Origin of the sequence: Amycolatopsis sp. CA-161197, from assembly GCF_050942255.1 — a bacterium.
Taxonomy (GTDB): Bacteria; Actinomycetota; Actinomycetes; order Mycobacteriales; family Pseudonocardiaceae; genus Amycolatopsis.
Map to the genome: position 1 here is coordinate 7,450,269 of NZ_CP192059.1, position 17,729 is coordinate 7,467,997.

At 70.0% G+C, this 17,729-nt stretch carries 17 protein-coding genes; 5 read left to right on the forward strand and 12 right to left on the reverse strand.

Annotation, left to right across the window (positions count from 1 at the left end; translation table 11 throughout):
- Positions 1 to 48: 48 nt before the first annotated feature.
- The gene (locus ACQPXB_RS35085) at positions 49 to 186 is read right to left on the reverse strand and encodes an MFS transporter small subunit (protein ID WP_366583909.1); all 138 of its coding nucleotides are present in this window, start codon (positions 184 to 186) and stop codon (positions 49 to 51) included.
- Complete coding sequence (locus ACQPXB_RS35090; protein ID WP_432845880.1) at positions 186 to 1,538, reverse strand: L-lactate MFS transporter; 1,353 nt, start codon at positions 1,536 to 1,538, stop codon at positions 186 to 188. Before ACQPXB_RS35090 ends, ACQPXB_RS35085 begins: the two co-directional genes overlap by 1 nt.
- Positions 1,539 to 1,660: 122 nt before the next feature.
- Here ACQPXB_RS35090 and fdhD point away from each other — a divergent pair, with 122 nt between their 5' ends.
- Positions 1,661 to 2,485 (forward strand): formate dehydrogenase accessory sulfurtransferase FdhD, encoded by an 825-nt coding sequence (fdhD, locus tag ACQPXB_RS35095; RefSeq protein WP_366583911.1) that lies wholly within the window; start codon positions 1,661 to 1,663, stop codon positions 2,483 to 2,485.
- A gap of 10 nt (positions 2,486 to 2,495) precedes the next feature.
- Here fdhD and ACQPXB_RS35100 read toward each other — a convergent pair whose 3' ends face one another.
- Positions 2,496 to 3,857 carry a carotenoid oxygenase family protein gene (locus ACQPXB_RS35100; protein ID WP_432845881.1) on the reverse strand — a complete coding sequence of 454 codons (1,362 nt, stop codon included), beginning with the start codon at positions 3,855 to 3,857 and terminating at the stop codon, positions 2,496 to 2,498.
- A 624-nt stretch (positions 3,858 to 4,481) separates the two neighbouring features.
- Between ACQPXB_RS35100 and ACQPXB_RS35105 the strand changes: the two genes are divergently transcribed.
- Positions 4,482 to 5,372: an alpha/beta hydrolase gene (locus tag ACQPXB_RS35105; protein ID WP_432845882.1), complete on the forward strand. Its 891-nt coding sequence runs from the start codon at positions 4,482 to 4,484 to the stop codon at positions 5,370 to 5,372.
- Positions 5,373 to 5,391: 19 nt separating this feature from the next.
- On the opposite strand, the gene ACQPXB_RS35110 is transcribed toward ACQPXB_RS35105, so the two are convergent.
- From ACQPXB_RS35110 to ACQPXB_RS35145, 8 genes are all read right to left on the reverse strand, one after another.
- A complete protein-coding gene (locus tag ACQPXB_RS35110; protein WP_366583914.1) occupies positions 5,392 to 5,601 on the reverse strand; it encodes a hypothetical protein in 210 nt (69 codons plus the stop codon).
- A gap of 136 nt (positions 5,602 to 5,737) precedes the next feature.
- The gene (locus ACQPXB_RS35115; protein WP_366583915.1) at positions 5,738 to 6,091 is read right to left on the reverse strand and encodes a hypothetical protein; all 354 of its coding nucleotides are present in this window, start codon (positions 6,089 to 6,091) and stop codon (positions 5,738 to 5,740) included.
- Between the two features lie 145 nt (positions 6,092 to 6,236).
- Positions 6,237 to 6,650, reverse strand: coding sequence for a hypothetical protein (locus ACQPXB_RS35120; RefSeq protein WP_366583916.1), 414 nt, complete (start codon positions 6,648 to 6,650; stop codon positions 6,237 to 6,239).
- A 77-nt stretch (positions 6,651 to 6,727) separates the two neighbouring features.
- Positions 6,728 to 8,023: an ATP-dependent Clp protease ATP-binding subunit ClpX gene (gene clpX / locus ACQPXB_RS35125; RefSeq protein WP_360600373.1), complete on the reverse strand. Its 1,296-nt coding sequence runs from the start codon at positions 8,021 to 8,023 to the stop codon at positions 6,728 to 6,730.
- A 234-nt stretch (positions 8,024 to 8,257) separates the two neighbouring features.
- A complete protein-coding gene (locus ACQPXB_RS35130; protein ID WP_220242917.1) occupies positions 8,258 to 8,911 on the reverse strand; it encodes an ATP-dependent Clp protease proteolytic subunit in 654 nt (217 codons plus the stop codon).
- A gap of 25 nt (positions 8,912 to 8,936) precedes the next feature.
- Positions 8,937 to 9,536 (reverse strand): ClpP family protease, encoded by a 600-nt coding sequence (locus ACQPXB_RS35135; RefSeq protein ID WP_366583917.1) that lies wholly within the window; start codon positions 9,534 to 9,536, stop codon positions 8,937 to 8,939.
- 142 nt (positions 9,537 to 9,678) lie between these two features.
- Positions 9,679 to 11,067: a trigger factor gene (gene tig / locus ACQPXB_RS35140; RefSeq protein WP_366583918.1), complete on the reverse strand. Its 1,389-nt coding sequence runs from the start codon at positions 11,065 to 11,067 to the stop codon at positions 9,679 to 9,681.
- A gap of 138 nt (positions 11,068 to 11,205) precedes the next feature.
- Positions 11,206 to 11,799 carry a TetR family transcriptional regulator gene (locus ACQPXB_RS35145; RefSeq protein WP_432845883.1) on the reverse strand — a complete coding sequence of 198 codons (594 nt, stop codon included), beginning with the start codon at positions 11,797 to 11,799 and terminating at the stop codon, positions 11,206 to 11,208.
- A gap of 144 nt (positions 11,800 to 11,943) precedes the next feature.
- Between ACQPXB_RS35145 and ACQPXB_RS35150 the strand changes: the two genes are divergently transcribed.
- On the forward strand, positions 11,944 to 14,010 hold the full coding sequence (locus tag ACQPXB_RS35150) for a fatty acid desaturase (protein WP_432845884.1): 2,067 nt from the start codon (positions 11,944 to 11,946) through the stop codon (positions 14,008 to 14,010).
- On the forward strand, positions 14,007 to 14,837 hold the full coding sequence (locus ACQPXB_RS35155; RefSeq protein WP_432845885.1) for a fructosamine kinase family protein: 831 nt from the start codon (positions 14,007 to 14,009) through the stop codon (positions 14,835 to 14,837). Before ACQPXB_RS35150 ends, ACQPXB_RS35155 begins: the two co-directional genes overlap by 4 nt.
- A 519-nt stretch (positions 14,838 to 15,356) precedes the next feature.
- Here ACQPXB_RS35155 and ACQPXB_RS35160 read toward each other — a convergent pair.
- Entirely contained in the window at positions 15,357 to 15,944 is a 588-nt protein-coding gene (locus tag ACQPXB_RS35160) for a hypothetical protein (RefSeq protein WP_432845886.1), read from the reverse strand.
- Between the two features lie 176 nt (positions 15,945 to 16,120).
- Here ACQPXB_RS35160 and ACQPXB_RS35165 point away from each other — a divergent pair, with 176 nt between their 5' ends.
- Positions 16,121 to 17,611, forward strand: a complete 1,491-nt coding sequence (locus ACQPXB_RS35165; RefSeq protein ID WP_432845887.1) for a sensor histidine kinase — start codon at positions 16,121 to 16,123, stop codon at positions 17,609 to 17,611.
- The last annotated feature ends 118 nt before the right edge of the window (positions 17,612 to 17,729 follow it).

A 17,729-nucleotide genomic window follows, 5' to 3' on the forward strand; every position in this document is an offset into this window, starting at 1 on the left:
AGAACCCCCGGAAGGATCCGGGGGTTCTCACGGAACGAAAGTGACCGATCAGCTGCTGAACAGGTCGATGACCTTCAGGATCAGCTCGTAAACGCCGTACACGAACGGCACCAGCACCCACAGCCAAGCGACCACGAGCAGCGCGGTGCGCCCGGCCGGGCGTCCTTCCACGTTCGGTGCGCTCATCACGCCTCACTCCCCACCTGGGTGCTCGCCACGGGTTCGTGGAACGTCGCCTTGACCGGCCGCACGAACTCGTTGGCGATGAAGCCGACCACGAGCAGCGCGATCATGATGTAGAACGACGTCGCGTAGAGGTCCGGACCACTCTTGCCCGCGGACTTCTCGCTGTCGGCGATGCCGTCGACGATCAGCGGTCCGAGCACACCGGCGACCGACCACGCGGTGAGCAGCCGGCCGTGGATGGCGCCGACCTGGTAGTTGCCGAACAGGTCCTTCAGGTACGCCGGGAGCGTCGCGAAACCGCCGCCGTAGAACGAGAGGATCAGCATCGCGCACAGCACGAACAGCAGCTTCGACGAGTTCGTGGTCAGCGCGATGATCAGGTACAGCACCGCGCCCACGCCGAGGTAGAAGCGGTAGATGTTCTTGCGCCCCACCAGGTCCGAAGTGGACGACCAGACGAACCGGCCGAGCATGTTGGTGAGCGAGAGCATCGCGACGAAACCGGCGGCGGCGGCCGTGCTGACCGGAGCCGAGGTGCCCTTGAAGAAGTCCGTGATCATCGGCGCGGCCTTCTCCAGGATGCCGATGCCGGCGGTCACGTTGAGGCACAGCACGATCCACAGGCACCAGAACTGCGGTGTCTTGAGCGCGTTGGCGGCCGAGACGTTGTGCGTGGAGACGAGCTTCCGGGTCTCCAGGACCTTCGGCTCCCAGCCGGCGGGCTTCCACCCGTCGGCCGGCACGCGCACGATCAGCACGCCCATCGTCATGAACACCGCGTAGACGATGCCGTGGATCAGGAACGCCACCGCGATGTCGCTCGCGGTCGGCGTCGAGCCGAGCATCGCCGAGGACCACGGCGAGGCGATGAGCGCGCCGCCGCCGAAGCCCATGATCGCGATGCCCGTGGCCATGCCGGGCCGGTCGGGGAACCACTTGATCAGCGTCGACACCGGTGAGATGTAGCCGATCCCGAGGCCGATACCGCCGATCCCGCCGTAGCCCACGACCACGAGCCAGAACTGCCCGGTGGCGACGCCGAGCGCCGCCACGAGGAAGCCGGCGCCGAAGCAGATCGTCGCCACGAACATGGCCCAGCGCGGGCCGTTCTTCTCCACGAGCGTGCCGCCGAACGCCGCCGACAGGCCGAGCATCACGATGCCCAGCTGGAACGGCAGCCCGGACTCCGTGCCCGAGAGGTGCATGGTTTTCTCGAGCGGCGTTTTGAACACGCTCCATGCGTACGCTTGACCGATCGAGAGATGTATCGAGAGCGCTGCGGGTGGGACCAGCCAACGGGTCCAGCCGGGCGGTGCGACGATACGAGAGCGGGCCAGGAAGCCGAGGGCCATCGTCAGACTCCTCCGAACTGTGAGGTGATGCTGGGAATGTATTACTTATTCCCCGACGTTGCATCGGCTGGGTGTCGTAGATCGTCTGCGCACGTCTTCAAAGGCCGTTGAAAGGTGGACAGATGGGCAGGGTGACCGTCCGGCGACCGGTGCGGAGGATTTCCTCGACCGGTGAACGTCGTCGCCCCGACTCACTGGCGGCCGAGGAGCCGTTGGAGATCCGGGTCGGCGGCAAAGCACTCGCGGTGACGATGCGCACTCCGGGTCACGATGTCGAGCTGGCCCACGGCTTCCTGTTGTCGGAGGGCGTGCTCGGGTCCCGCGAGGACATCGCGGCCGCGCGTTACTGCGACGGCGTCGACGACCAGGGGCGCAACACCTACAACGTGCTCGACGTGACACTCGCGCCTGGAGTGGCACCTCCGGATGTCGGGGTGGAGCGCAACTTCTACACCACGTCCTCGTGCGGCGTCTGCGGCAAGGCCGCGCTCGACGCCGTGAAGCTGAAGAGCCGCTTCTCGCCCGCGGACTCGCCGTTCGAGGTCAAGACCGACGTGCTGGTGAAGCTCCCGGATACGTTGCGGGAACAACAGAAGGTGTTCAAGTCCACCGGCGGGCTGCACGCGGCCGCACTGTTCACTCCGGACGGTGAGCTGGAGGTCGTGCGCGAGGACGTGGGGCGGCACAACGCCGTGGACAAGGTGCTCGGGTGGGCCGTGCAAGCCGGCCGGATCCCCGCGCCCGACTGCGGGCTGCTGGTTTCCGGCCGGGCCTCGTTCGAACTGGTGCAGAAGGCGGCGATGGCCGGGATCGGCCTGCTCGCCGCCGTGTCCGCTCCGTCCTCTTTGGCCGTTGAGCTGGCGGAGGAGAACGGCATGACGCTCATCGGTTTCCTGCGTGGCGACAGCATGAACCTCTACACGGGCGATCAGCGGGTGCTGACGTAGGCCGTTCGGGCTAGCCGATCGGCACCCAGTTGCCGTGGAAGCCGTGGGGCACCCGGTCCGGCAGGTGCACGGCCGCGACGGGCTCCAGCGTTCCCGCGTCGAGCAACGTCAGGTCGCTGCGCTGGGTGGCTGCGTCGAAGACGAAACCCATGAGCACGCCTTCGTCCTCGGCAGCGTCCACACGGGACGGAACGAACACGAACTCGCCGGGCACGCGGCCGGGCCCGAATCCGTGCCGCTGGGCGGTCCCGGTGCGCAGGTCGTGCTTGTACACGGCGCCGGTGAGGTTCGAGAGCCCGTCGACGGCCACGGCGTAGCCGTAGCGGTGCGCGCGCCCGACGCGACGCTCGTCGACGCGCGGGAACTCCTGGCCGTGCTCGTCGATCCGCTCTTCGAGGACCTTGCCCGCCCCGAGGTCGACGGTCCAGCGGTCGAGTGTCGGCTCGCCTTCGGTCGGGCCGTGCACGCCGTGGTCGAACACCTTGGGGTGGCGCACGACGTGCAGGACGATCCGGTCACCGTCGTCGTAGGCGTTGAGCGGGTGGAAGACGTAGCACGGCTCGACGTCGAACCAGCGCACGTCCGCGTTGTCCCCGTCGCGCGGCATCACGCCGACGCGCGCCGGGTATTCGGGGTTCCAGCGGTACGGCAGTGAGCTCACGCCCCGGCCGGAGCGCGCCGTGACCGGGTCGGGCACGTCGACGTGGGCCGGCGTCTGGTTGAGGTCGAAGGTCACGGGCAGGTCGTAGAAGATCACGTGTTTTTCGGTCAGTGAGAAGTCGTGCATCATCGGCTGGCCGGTCACCTCGATGTCCACGACGCGCCGCGCCCGCCCGTCGGTGCCGACGACCGAGTACCGCACGCGGTTGCCCAGCCCGAACGTGTAGGTGACGGCGTGCAGCTCGCCCGTGGCCGGGTCGCGCTTGGGGTGGGCTGTGTAGCCGCCGGGCAGCGTGCCGTCGAAGTCGCACGCGCCGACGGTGTCGAGCTCCTCGGTGAGCTCGTAGGCCGGCAGGCCGCCCTCGATGAGCGCCAGCGTGCGCCCGGCGTGCCCGATGACGTTCGTGTTGGCCCCGATGCCCATGTTGGGCGCTTCGGGGCCTTCCCCCAGCAACCCCGCGACGTGCGGCGTGCGGATCCAGCGGTTGCGGTACCACTCGGCCCGCCCGTCCCGCAGGCGGACGCCGTGGACCATGCCGTCGCCGAGGAACCAGTGGTAGCTCTCAGGGTCTTGGCGCGCGAGCGGGTTGGGCCCGTTGCGCAGGTAGCGGCCGTCGAGGTAGCCGGGCAGCTCCCCGGTCACGTCGAGCCGCGTGGCGGTGTGCTCGTGGGTGACAGGGGCGAAGTTGCCTTCGAGGAACTGGTTGGTCATGGTCGCGATCCTTTCGTAACAGTGTTATTCATTGATAACAGAGTTATGGAACACTGGCAAGGCCCGGGTTTTCAGAACTGGCGCCGCGGCCGCGGACTCTGCACGATGATCGGTGGCACCCGGCAACGCGCGGATGGTGAGCTGCGTCCAGGTGGGTGGGAGTTTCGTGAGTGTGGCGTGGTCCGGGACGGAGGCCGAGGTGGACGGAGGGGTGAACCGCCGGGTCGTGCTCGCTTCCGGGGCGACTGCCGGGCAGTGCTGGTCTTCGGATGAACGACGTCTCCCCCTTCGCGGAGACGGCGTGAATCCCGCCGCCGGCACCGCGGCCGGGATCGCCGGGCCGGAGGCCGCGGTCGGCGGACGAACAACTGCTCCCCGGTACTCGCGGCCAGGCTCCGGTTCCACCGGCACCGTCCGCGCGCTCGTAGGCGAACCGACCGCAGCACGGTGCCCGCGGTCAGCGCGACGCGGCTCGTCAGGTGAACGGCGAGGCCGCCAGCCTCGCCCCTGGTGCCGTGTGAACGGCCGCACCAGCCGGCGCACCGCGCTCTCCGCCGGGCCGGCTGCCGCGGGGCTGACGCCGCTCGACCGACTGAGCGCCCGAGGCCTCGCCGGCGGTGCCGCATGAGCGGCCGCGTCAGTCGTCGCACCGCGCTTGCCGCCGGGGTGGCGGGCCTGGGCGTGGCCGGGGTGGCGGCGGCGACCGCGGCGGGGCTGACGCCGCTCGGGCAGGCGCTGGAGGTCCTCGGGGTCACCGCCGGGTCGCCGGTCACGCAGGTCGGCTCGTTGCGCGTCGAGCGGGTGCATTCCGCCGCGCGGGGCCGCGACGTGGATCTGGTGCTGTTCCTGCCGAGCAAGAAGCCGCCGGCCGGGCTGCCGATGTCGCTCATGCTCCACGGCCTGCACGGAAACGCCCGCAGCGCCGCCCCCAGTGGTCTGCTCAAGCAGCTCGCCGCGGACGTCGCGCGCAAGGCCGTGCCCGCGCACGGCTACGTCGCCGTCGACGGAGGCGACAACTACTGGCACGAGGTCCGCCCCGGCGACGACCCCATGGCGATGCTGCTGGAGGAAGTCCCGCGCTGGCTCGCGGCGCGCGGCCTCGGCGGGGCGCACGGCCTGCCGTTCGCGTGCGCAGGCGTGTCGATGGGCGGCTTCGGCGCGATGGTCTACGGCCGGCGCCGCGCGGAGCGTCGCCAGCCGCCGGAGGCCGTCGCGGCGATTTCGCCGGCGTTGATCACGAACTGGCCGGAGATGGCCAAGCGCCACATCTTCACGGGCCAGACGGACTGGACGTCACTCGACCCGCTGCGCCACCTCACCGCGCTACGCGGCATCCCGACGGCCCTGTGGTGCGGCACGGAGGACTCCTTCATCACCGGCGTCCGCCGCTACATCGCGGCCACCCACCCGGCCATCGGCTACACGGCGAAGGGCATCCACAGCGACACGTTCTTCCACTCCGTCGTGCCGAGCCTGGTGAGCTTCGTCGGGAAGCACGTGCCGCGCGCGGTGTGAAGTCACGCGATCGCGCTCATCACCTGCTCACGCAGCCATTTGTGGCCCTTGTCGAAGTTCTGGCGGGCGTGCCGGACAGGTAGTACGGCAGCGGCCGCAGCACGCGCAGCTCCGGCGCGACGCCGGCCACCATCCGCTCCGGCGTCGACAGCACCAGGTCGGTCCCGACCACCGCGGCCGGCGCGGCGGCGTGCGACGGCAGAGTCAGCGCCGCGGCTGACGCATACAACCCATGGCAACTATGCCCGCGACGCAATCGCGGACGACGTTGTTACCGGATAACGGTTGTGCAGCAAGGGAAATCCGCTTCACCAGGACGAGCCGGCTTCCGGGCGATCCAAACGCGACGGACGCCCCGCTCGAGATCAGCTCCGAGCGACCAGCACCAGCACGATCAACCCGGTCACCAACCCACCCGCCGCGAGGCCACTGCACCACGCCAGCCCGCGCAGGTCCCGCACGGTACGCGCCCGCCACAGCGCCCCCAGCGTGACCACGAACGGCAACACCGGCCACACCGCCCCCAGGTCGCCACGCCGCACCGCCACGACGAGCGCGAACACCACGAACAAGCCCGCCAGCCCGCCCAGCGACCAGTACAGCTTCGGCGCCGCGAGCGCACTCCCCCGGAACACCTCGGAGCCGGACAGCCCGGTCCGGCGCGGGCCGAGGCCGAACTCGTCGGAACGCTCGTCGTCGGGCTGGTTCAGGAAGCTCATCCCGCCATCCAGCCCGCTCGCCTTCAGCCGCGCAACACGAAACCGATCAGCCGGGCCCGTGGGCCCGGCCTCCCGGGCGTGAATTCGCAGCACGCATCACCTCGGCCGGCTGCTGTGCCGATCGCTCAGCCGCTCAGCGCGAGCTTCAGGAAGAAACCCACCGAGCCACGACCGAGATCAGCCAGAACCCCACCATCGTCGCCAGTGCCGTCAGCAGGGCCCACCGCAGCTGCAGCCGGCGGGTGTCCGCGGCGCGCAGGAAGCGGAGGAAGTACCAGGCCAAGGCGAACAGCGGCAGCGGGATCAGCGGCAGCGCCGACAGCCTCGTGCCCACCGCCACCAGGCAGACGACCGCGAAGACGGCCAGCATGATGTTGCCCGCGCGGTACAGCCAGGGGACGCGCGTCAGGATCGACGCGACGACGCGTTCACTCAGCTCGACGATGCCCACCGACGGGGCATCGTTCGAGGCCGGCGGGGGCGAAGCGGCGTCATCCACGTCCGGCACCGACGTGGTGGCGTTGTCCCCTGGGGCTGCGGTCAGCGGCACGGTTGTCATCCTCTCCATTATCGCGCGTGCCGCGAACAGCCTGGCAGCGGACTCCCGCAAACGGCTCAAGCCGATCGGCTAACGGCTCAGGCCGACTTCTCACCACGCTCGCTGCGAGCCCGCCGGGACGGCTGCCGCGCGACGATCGTGGGGTTCACGTTCTCCCGCACGGTCTGCTCGGTGATCACGACCTTCGCCACGTCGTCGCGGCTCGGGATGTCGTACATGACCGGCTGGAGGACTTCCTCCATGATCGCACGCAGACCGCGGGCACCCGTGCCGCGCAGCATCGCCTGGTCGGCGATGGCCTCGAGCGCCGTCTTGGTGAACTCCAGCTCGACGTTGTCCATCTCGAAGAGCTTCTTGTACTGCTTCACCAGGGCGTTGCGCGGCTGCGTGAGGATCGAGACCAGCGACTCCTTGTCCAGGTGGTTCACCGTGGCGACCACCGGGAGGCGGCCGATGAACTCCGGGATCAGGCCGAACTTGATCAGGTCCTCGGGCATCGTCTCGGAGAAGACGTCGCTGCCCTCGATCTCGGCCTTGGTGCGGATCTCCGCGCCGAAGCCGAGGCCGCGCTTGCCGACGCGCTCGTTGATGATCTTCTCGAGCCCCGCGAACGCACCGGCCACGATGAACAGCACGTTCGTGGTGTCGATCTGGATGAACTCCTGGTGCGGGTGCTTGCGCCCGCCCTGGGGCGGCACCGACGCCGTGGTGCCCTCGAGGATCTTCAGCAGCGCCTGCTGCACGCCCTCGCCCGACACGTCGCGCGTGATCGACGGGTTCTCCGACTTGCGGGCGATCTTGTCGACCTCGTCGATGTAGATGATGCCCGTCTCGGCGCGCTTCACGTCGTAGTCGGCGGCCTGGATCAGCTTGAGGAGGATGTTCTCGACGTCCTCACCCACGTAGCCGGCCTCGGTCAGCGCCGTGGCGTCCGCGATGGCGAACGGCACGTTCAGCAGCTTCGCGAGCGTCTGCGCCAGGTAGGTCTTGCCGGTACCGGTCGGCCCGAGCATCAGGATGTTGGACTTCGCCAGCTCGACGGGCTCGTCCTTGGAGTCCTTCGGCCCGGCCTTGTCGTCGGCCTGGATGCGCTTGTAGTGGTTGTACACCGCGACCGCGAGCGTCTTCTTCGCGTCGTCCTGGCCGATGATGTACTGCTCGAGGAACTCGCGGATGTCCGCGGGCTTGGGAAGCTCGTCGAGCTTCACCTCGCCGGCTTCGGCCAGCTCCTCTTCGATGATCTCGTTGCAGAGGTCGATGCACTCATCGCAGATGTAGACCCCGGGGCCGGCAATGAGCTTCTTCACCTGCTTCTGGCTCTTCCCGCAGAAAGAACACTTCAGCAGGTCGCCGCCGTCACCGATCCGTGCCATGGCCGTTGACCTCGTCCCCTCCGGTGCGCGGTACGCACCTGACACTGTCTTGCCGCTCCGACCGGGAGCCGGCTGCTTTCGCGCCGACCGACCGGAGCTTCACGCACTGCCACTGACGGTACCCGTCCGAAGCCGCGAGCGGGAACACCCGGGCGAGGAGAAGGCACGTCAGAGGTCGACACTAGACCAGAGAGCCGGTGCGTGTCGCCGATTCGACACGCACCGGCCCCGTGATCAGTTGGCGGAGGCCTTCCGGTACGGAAGGACCTCGTCGATCAGGCCGTAGGCCTTGGCCTCGTCGGCGGTCAGGATCTTGTCCCGCTCGATGTCGGCCCTGATCTGGTCGGGCTCCTTGTTCGTGTGCTTCGCCAGGATGACCTCCATCTGGCGGCGCACGCGCTGGATCTCGTTGGCCTGGATCTCCAGGTCCGAGACCTGCCCGTAGGTACCCTCGGTGGCCGGCTGGTGGATCAGCACGCGCGCGTTGGGCAACGCCATGCGCTTGCCCGGCGTGCCGGCCGCCAGCAGCACCGCGGCGGCCGAAGCGGCCTGGCCGAGGCACACCGTGGAGATGTCCGGGCGGATGTACTGCATGGTGTCGTAGATCGCCATCAGCGACGTGAACGACCCACCCGGGGAGTTGATGTAGATGCTGATGTCGCGGTCCGGGTCCTCGTGCTCGAGGTGCAGCAGCTGGGCCATCACGTCGTTGGCCGACGCGTCGTCCACCTGCACGCCGAGGAAGATCGTCCGCTCCTCGTACAGCTTGTTGTACGGGTTGGACTCCTTGACGCCGTAGCTGGTCCGCTCGACGTACGACGGCAGGATGTACCGCGACTGCGGAGTCTGCGGAGCCCGGAAGTCACCCGGGAGCCGGTAATTGCTCATGAGAGGTCTCCTGTGTGCTTCGCGCTCAGTTGTTCGAGGTGATGCCGGCCGACAGCACGTGGTCGACGAAGCCGTAATCCTTCGCCTCCTGCGCCGTGAACCAGCGGTCGCGGTCGCCGTCCTTGACGATCTGCTCGGTGGTCTGCCCGGTCTGCTCGGCCGTGATGCGGGCGAGCTCCTGCTTCCACTTGTTGTACAGATCCGCCTGGATCGCGATGTCGGACGCGGTACCGCCGACACCCGCCGACGGCTGGTGCATCAGGATCCTGGCGTGCGGGAGCGCGTACCGCTTGCCCGGCGTGCCCGACGAGAGCAGGAACTGCCCCATCGAGGCCGCCATGCCCATGGCGTACGTGGCGACGTCCGGGCGGATCAGCTGCATGGTGTCGTAGATGGCGAACCCGGCGGTGACCGAGCCACCCGGCGAGTTGATGTAGAACCGGATGTCGGACTCACCGTCGTCCGCGTCGAGCAGCAACAGCTGCGCGGTGATCCGGTTGGCGATCTCGTCGTTGACCTCGGAGCCGAGGACGACGATGCGCTCCTGGAGCAACCGCTCGAAGACCGAGTCGGTGAGGGTGAGTCCGGAGGTGCCGGTCCGCCCCTCGGGCATGTGCTGCTTCACGTCTGCCTGCCTTTTTCGCCGGCGGCGGCCCTTCGTCGTGTCGGCCACCGCTGTCGTGTTCAGATGCTTGAGATCTTGCAACCGACCCTAACGAACTCGGGCGGTGCGGAATGCCCGACACCGCCCAAGTTCGCTCACAGCGTCACTCCGCAGGGGTCGCGGCGGCTTCCTCGGTGACCTGCGTCTCGTCGCCGGCCGGGGCGTCGGCCTCGTCGGCACCGAACAGCTCGGTCAGGTCGACCTCCGCGCCCGAGGCGTCCTTCACGGTCGTGCCCCGGACCACCGACGCCAGCGCCTTGCCGCGGCGCACGTCGGCGTAGATCGCGGTCAGCTGGCCCGACTGCTGGGCGCGCTGCACGTACTCGTCCGGGCTGATGCCGAAGCGCTGGGCCTGGTACATGATGCGCTCGGTGAGCTCACCGTCGTTGACGGAGGTCTTCTCGTTGTCGGCGATGGTGTCCAGCAGCAGCTGGGTGCGCACCGCCTTCTCCGACTCCTCCTGGACCTCGGCGTTGAACTCGTCCAGGGTACGGCCTTCGGCCTCGAGCGCCTGGGCGAACTTTTGCTCGTCGTGGTCGAACGGGTGCACGGCGTCGTGCTTGCGGTTCTCGATCTCGGCCTCGAGCACCTTCTCCGGGATCGGCACCTCGGTGCGCTCCAGGAGGATGTCGAGGACCTTGTCGCGCGCCTGCACGCCCTGCTGCATCTTCTTCACGCGGCCGAGACGCTCGCGAAGGTCGCTCTTCAGCTCGTCGATGGTGTCGAACTCGCTCGCGAGCTGCGCGAACTCGTCGTCGGCCTCCGGCAGCTCGCGCTGCTTGACCGACTGCAGGGTGACGGTGACCTCGGCGTCCTGCCCGGCGAACTCGCCGGCCACGAGCTTGGTGGTGAAGGTCTTCGTCTCGCCCTGGCTCGCGCCGACGATCGCCTCGTCGATGCCGTCCACGAGCTGGCCGGAGCCGATCTCGTAGGACAGGCCGGTGGTGGAGGCTTCCTCCACGGCCTTGCCGTCGACCGTGGCCGACAGGTCGATGGACACGAAGTCGCCGTTCTCGGCCGGGCGCTCGACACCGGTCAGGGTGCCGAAGCGGGCGCGCAGCTCGTCGAGCTGCTCGTCGACCTCCGCGTCGGTGGTCTCGACGTCGTCGACGCTCACCTCGAGGCCTTCGAGGTCGGGCAGCGCGATCTCCGGCCGCACGTCGACCTCGGCGCTGAACTCCAGGACGTCGCGGTCCTCGAGCTTGGTCACCTCGAACTCCGGCTGGCCCAGGGTGCGGACCTCGCCGGCGCGGACGGCCTCGATGTACTTGGCCGGAATGGCCTCGTTGACGACCTCGTCGAGCACCGGCGCACGGCCGATCCGGCTTTCCAGGACGCGAGCGGGCGCCTTGCCGGGCCGGAAGCCCGGGATGCGCACCTGTTCGGCGATCTTGCGGTAGGCGCGGTCGAAGTTCGGCTTGAGCTCGTCGAACGGCACCTCGACATTGATCTTGACTCGCGTCGGGCTGAGCTGCTCGACGGTGCTCTTCAAGGTCTTCTCCTCGAGCGGTAAACAATGGGGGTTGGACAGTCCCTCGGGACGGTCCCGGTCACCTGCCGACCGGGACGACCGAGTCTAGGCCCTTCGCCTCACCGGACCTGGTCGGGGGCACCCTGACACCCCTCCCGATCAGCGGTCGAGCATCCGCCCGAGCACCCAGCGCACATTCGTGGCCGTCCGCTCGACCGGCCCGCCGGGCTGCACCACGTGGCTGAGCAGGAGCCGGACGAACGTCTCGGCGAAGACGGACCACTCCGCTTCCGACAGCCCGCGTTCCGGGTACTGCGCCCGCAGCACGGGCGTCACCGCGGTCACGGCGCGCTCCAGCACGGCCTGCGAACGCGTGGTGATGAGCGGCAGCAGCTCGTCGCCGTCCTGGCCGCCCAGCACGGTCTTCAGCAGCGGGTTCACGCGCGCGGCCTCCACGATGTGGCAGAACGCGGCGGTGACGGCCTCGGCCGCGTCGCCCGGGTGGTGCGCGAGGATCTGGCCGACGGTGCCGACGAGCTTGTCGGTCTCGCGCAGCACGAGGGCCTCGGCGAGCCCGGCTTTGGAACCCACCTCGTTGTAGACGGTCTGGCGGCTCACGCCGAGGTCGGCCGCGCGCCGGCCCATCGTGAGGTTCGCCCAGCCGCCCGTGCTGGTCAGCTCGGCCGCGGCCGCGAGCAGCCGCTCCCGCGAGCGCTCGCGCCCCGGGGACTCCTCGGCGACACCGGATTTCACGGGAAGTGAGCTTAGCGACGACGGCCTGCGCAGCCACTGACCAGGACGCACCCCTGAATCCGTGCCAAACCGATTTACAAACCCCCTGCGGTTGTCTAAGTTGTCAGCGCTTGGCCAGGAGCGATCGACCGAGGAGACCGCTCGATGCCCGTCGTCGACAGCCGGCTCGGCGCCGGGGAACAGCCTGCGGCGCCCGAGCGCGCCGCCGTGCCCAGTCCCCGGATCCCGCTCGCGCCCGCGTCGCTGCCCACGCTCGCCCTGTTCGCGGGTGGCCTGGCGGTGTGGGGCACGGCCACGTGGCTGCTGTTGTGCGGCTTCGCGCCACTGTGGGTGACGATCCCGCTACACGCGCTCGTCACGTTCACGATGTTCACCGTCGCCCACGAGTCGGCCCACCACGCGGCCGGGAAGCTCACGTGGCTCAACGAGGTGCTCGGCCGGCTGGCGATGCTGTTCGTGGCCGCGTACGGCTCGTTCCCGTTCCTGCGGTTCATCCACCTCGAGCACCACCGCAACACCAACGCCGACGCGAGCACCGATCCCGACGCGTGGACGTCGCAGGGCCCGTGGTGGCAGCTGCCGTTCCGCTGGCTGACGATCGACTTCTGGTACGTGCGCTTCTACTCCGGCCGCGTGCACGGCCGGCCCCGCGCCGAGCGCGCGGAGACGCTGGTGGCGCTGGTGGCGTTCGCCGCGATGGTGGTGACCGTGGTCGCGTGCGGCCACGGCTGGGAGCTGCTGGTGGTCTACCTGATCCCGCAGCGGCTGGGGCTCGCGCTGCTGGCGTGGTGGTTCGACTGGCTGCCCCACCACGGCCTGGCGGAGAACCGCTTCGGTGCCACGCGGGTGCGCGTGGGGCTGGAGTGGCTGATGACGCCGATCATGCTGTACCAGAACTACCACCTGGTGCACCACCTTCACCCGGCGATCCCGTTCTACCGCTACGTGCGCGCGTGGAACGACAACCGCGACGCGTACCTGGCGCGCGAAGTCCCGATCACCACGGCGTGGGGCCGCGAGCTGACGGCCGCGGAGTACCGCGCGTGGCGGCGGCTCACCGAGTGCTTCGAGAAGGAGCCCGCGCCGGAACCGTTGCGGCGCGGGCCGCGGCGCTTCCACGCGTTGCGGGTCCGGTCCGTGGCGCCGATCGCCCAGGACGCGGTGGTGATCACCTTCGACGTGCCCGCGGAGCTGGCCGAGACGTTCCGCCACGTGCCCGGCCAGCACGTGGTCGTGCGCACGACGGTGGACGGCACCGTGGTGCGGCGCACGTATTCCGTGTGCTCCCCCGCGGGTTCGACGTCGTTGCAGATCGCGGTGAAACGCCGTGGGGGCGGCACTTTCTCGTCGTTCGCGACTTCGCGGCTGAAGCCGGGCGACGTCCTCGAAGTCCTGCCTCCTTCGGGCGGCTTCACGCTTTCGCCGTGCCCCGATCGCTCGGCGCACTACGTCTTGCTGGCGGCCGGCAGCGGGATCACGCCGGTGCTGTCGATCCTGTCCAGCGCCCTGCGCGCGGAGGCCCACAGCCGCGCAACTCTGTTGTACGTCAACACTTCCGGCGCGACGACGATGTTCGCCGACGAGATCAGCACGCTGGCCCGCGAGTGGGCCGGCCGGCTCCACGTGGTCCACTTCCGCACCGACGAACGGGATCCCGACCTGCACGCCCACCGTCCGGTGCGCCACTTCGACACCGTCGGCGAGGCGCTCGCCATTTCCCACGAGCGCTACCGCAGCGGCCGCCTCGACGCCACGCGGCTGCGCGCGTTGCTGCAGAACCGCCTCCACCCGGCCAAGGTCGACCAGTGGTTCCTCTGCGGCCCGCGCGGCCTGCTCGACATGGCGCGCCGCACCCTGCACGAGGCCTACGTGCCCGACGAGGACGTGCAGTTCGAGCTTTTCGCCGGCGCCCCGGCGCGCCGCCCGGAAGGCTCGCCGGCCACCCTGTCGGTCACCGTCGGGCGGCACGTGACGGACATCGTGACCAAGCCCGGCGAAACCGTGCTGGACGCTTCCTTGCGCGCGCGGCTCGACGTGCCGTATTCCTGCACGGGCGGCGCGTGCGGCAGCTGCGTCGCGAAGCTGGTGCGCGGGCGGGTGGACATGGACGTGCAGTACGCGCTCACCGAGGCCGATGAGGCGGACAACCGGATCCTGACCTGCCGCGCCCGCCCGACGACGCCCGAGCTGGCGGTCGATTACGACCGGTGAGTGCTGCTGAGGTGGTCACCCGGCTGACGGGTCTCGAGTTGGTGCGGACGCGCTCGTCGGGCTCCTTGGTGGAGGCCGAGGTGGCCGACGGGTGGGTGGTGGTGAAGCACGCACCCGGTGCGGCCGTTGCGGAGGCTTCGGGGTTGCGGTGGCTGGCTTCGGCTGACGCCGTCTCGGTGGTCGGGGTGCGGGGCGATGACTCCGATTGGCTGGTTCTGGACCGGGTTGCGGTTTCCGGCCCGACGGTGGCTGCGGCGCGTTCGTTCGGGGCCGGCCTGGCCCGGCTGCATTCGGCCGGGGCGCCGGCTTTCGGCTCGCCGCCTCCGGGTGGCCCGGTGTCGGCGTGGATCGGGCCGGCCCCGATGGCGAACGTGACGGGCGCCGAGTGGCCGCAGTGGTATGCGGAGCAGCGGGTCCTGCCGTACGTGCGTCTGGCGGTGGACGGCGGGGTACTGGACCTTGCCGAGGCGCGCGTGTTCGAACGGGCTTGTTCGCGGTTTTCTTCCGTCGCCGGCCCCGCCGAACCTCCCGCGCGGCTACACGGGGATCTGTGGAACGGCAACGTCCTGTGGACTCCCGGCGGCGCCTGCCTCATCGATCCGGCCGCCCACGGTGGGCATCGTGAGACGGATCTCGCGATGCTCCGGCTGTTCGGCTGCCCGCACCTGGAGGAGGTGCTCGCGGCTTACGACTCGGCCGCACCACTGGCTGACGGGTGGCGGTCGCGAGTGGGGCTGCATCAGCTGTTTCCGTTGCTGGTGCATGTTGTCTTGTTTGGACGGTCGTATGCTGTGCAAGCTCTTGCGGCGGCCCGGGAATTACTGTGAGGGCGGGCCGTCTGTGGCTCCTTCCTGACTCGGGCAGCCGCTCACGCATGTCTGCCTTGCGGCGGCCTTGTTCCGCGCACGCCCGTGCCTCAACCTGACACCACTACGGCGACGGCCCCTGACTGACTCTTGCCTGGCCCGGCAAGCTCCCGTTTCGGCCGTCGTGCGCCGCGCAAGCGCTTGCCGCGCCCGGGATGCGCTGAGACAGCCGCAAGGCGTGTGGCGACGGCCAGACACAGGCCGTCGCCAGCGGGCGCCACTCGCTCGCCGATCTTGCTCTTGGTTGCATCGCGTCGCGCAAGCCTCCACTGCGACAGTGCCATGACCGCGCGCCACCGGTCGCTGCCGGTTAGCGGGCGCCAGGTGTGTTCCGCCGCTCGCCCGTCCCGGCCTTCGGTGTTGCACCGCGCAGACCTTTCCGCGATGAGGTGCCGACATGAAGGCGGGCCGGCCATCGCTGCCGGTCGAGGTCAGCCCTGCCGGTTCGGTCGTGTGCGAAGCGAGCGACGCCCGCGGACCTTACTGTGACGGCGGGCCGTCCATGGCTTCCGTGACGGAGGTGGCGGTGGCCGTGTCGCCGGTGGTGGTGGCGATGACGGTGACCTTCTCGCCGGTGGTGATGCCCGTGGCGGTGGTGGAGTCGAGGGTGTAGGTCTTCGTGAAGCCGTCGTCGCTTCGGGTGGTGAGGGAGGTGGCGGAGAGGGCGGTGACGTTGCCGGTCTGGAGGAATTTCGTCACGTAGGCGCCGGTGTCGTCGGTGGTGGTGAATTCGCCGTGGAGGGCTTGGCCGAGGGTACCGGCGGGGCCGCCAGAGCCGACGGGGCCGCCGGTGCCGAAGCCGCCCGGGCCTGCGGCGGTGGCCGTGCCGGCGTCGGCGGAGCTGCTCGCGATCCAGATCGCGGCGCCGCCGCCGACGGCGACCACTGCGGCGACCCCGCCGGCGACCCATTTGCGCCGCGGGTTGCTCGGCGTCGCGCGCTTCGGTTGTGGGCTGCTCAGCGTTGCGCCGTTCGGCTCCGGGTTGCTCGGCGTTGCGCCCTCCGGAGCCGGGCGGTTCGACACGGCGCCCCAGGTGGGAGTGGTGTCCTGAGTGGACTGTTCGGGCATCGTGTGCTCCTTACGGCTGAAGGGGAATGACCACCAACCGTCGAGGCGGACCCTGTGCCGGGGCTGTGGCTGCCGTCAGCCCCGGCTGTGACCCCGACTTTTCGGACACCCGACATCACAGCGGGCTCACAGGCAGCACACATGCGGCCCACACCCGGCGCCCGCACGCTCGTGGCATGACTCAGCGCGCGAGGACCCGCTTCGGGCGGCTGTCGTTGCGTGTGAAGCTGACCGTGGCGATCGTGGCGTTGCTGTCGCTGGTGTGCCTGGTGATCGGGGTGGTGAGCGAGTTCGCGTTGCGCGCGTTCCTCATCGACCAGACCGACGGGCAGCTCTACGCCGCCGCCGGGCGCGCGCAGGACTTCGCGACGCACGGCGGGCCGCTGGGCGGCCACAACCCGCTCGACGCGCCCGGGCAGGGCGCCGGCACCGTCAACGCCCACTTCTCCGGCGGCCGGCTCATCGACGGCGGCTCGCTCTCCCAGCACGGCCAGCGCGTCACGCTCACCGACGACCAGCTCGCGGCGTTGCAGAGCATGCCGGCCGACGGCCGGGCGTACTCGCGCACCGTCGGCGACCTCGGCGACTACCGCCTCACCGCGACCCCGATCCCCGACGGCGTGGTGGTGACCGGCGTGCCGCTGGAACAAGTGCAGCAGACGCTGCTCACCGTCGGCTTGATCCTCTTCGGCGTCGCGGCCGCCGGCGTCACGGGTGCGGCGTTCATCGGCGCCTTCGCGGTGCGGCGGACGTTGCGCCCGCTCGACCGCGTCGCCGCGACGGCCGCCCGCGTGTCCGAGCTGCCGCTGGACCGCGGTTACGTGGACCTGTCCGTGCGCGTCCCCGACGGCGACACCGACCCCCGCACGGAAGTCGGCCAGGTCGGCTCCGCGCTCAACCTCATGCTCGGCCACATCTCCGCCGCGCTCGAAGCGAGGCACGCCAGCGAAATGCGCGTACGCCGCTTCGTCGCCGACGCCAGCCACGAGCTGCGTACGCCCCTCGCCGCCATCCGCGGCTACGCCGAACTCGCCGGCCGCGGCCGCATGCACGTGCCCCCGGACGTCGCCCGGTCCCTGGCCCGCATCGAATCCGAGGCCGACCGCATGACGACGCTGGTCGAAGACCTCCTGCTCCTCGCCCGCCTCGACGCGGGCCGCCCCCTGGACGTCGCCGAAGTCGACCTGGCCCGCCTCGTCGCGGACGCCGTCGGCGACGCCCACGTGGCCGGCCCCTCGCACCACTGGGAGCTCCGCCTGCCCGACGCCCCCGTGCTCGTACAGGGCGACGTCCAGCGCCTCCACCAGGTCCTGGCCAACCTGCTGGCCAACGCCCGCGTCCACACCCCGCCCGGCACCACCGTCGTGACGTCGCTGGCCCGCTCCGCCGACGGCACCGCCGTCATCACCGTCACCGACAACGGCCCCGGCATCCCCCCGGACCTCCTCCCGGCCGTCTTCGAACGCTTCGCCCGCGGCGACTCCTCCCGCTCCCGCGCCGCCGGCTCGACCGGCCTCGGCATGGCCATCGCCGCGGCCGTCCTGGTGGCGCACCACGGGACCATCGAGGTGCACAGCATCCCCGGGCGGACGGAGTTCGCCGTCCGGCTGCCGGTCGCCGTCCCCGCCCAGCGCACGGGCGAGCCCGTGGCGCAGATCGAAGCCTGACGCGGCGGCGAAAGCTCGCGGGAAAGCCCCGGACCACCGAGGTCCACAGCACGCCCGCCCCGAGTTCGCCGTGCGACCGCCGTCCGGCACAGCGCACAAGCAAGCTCGCGGCACAAAA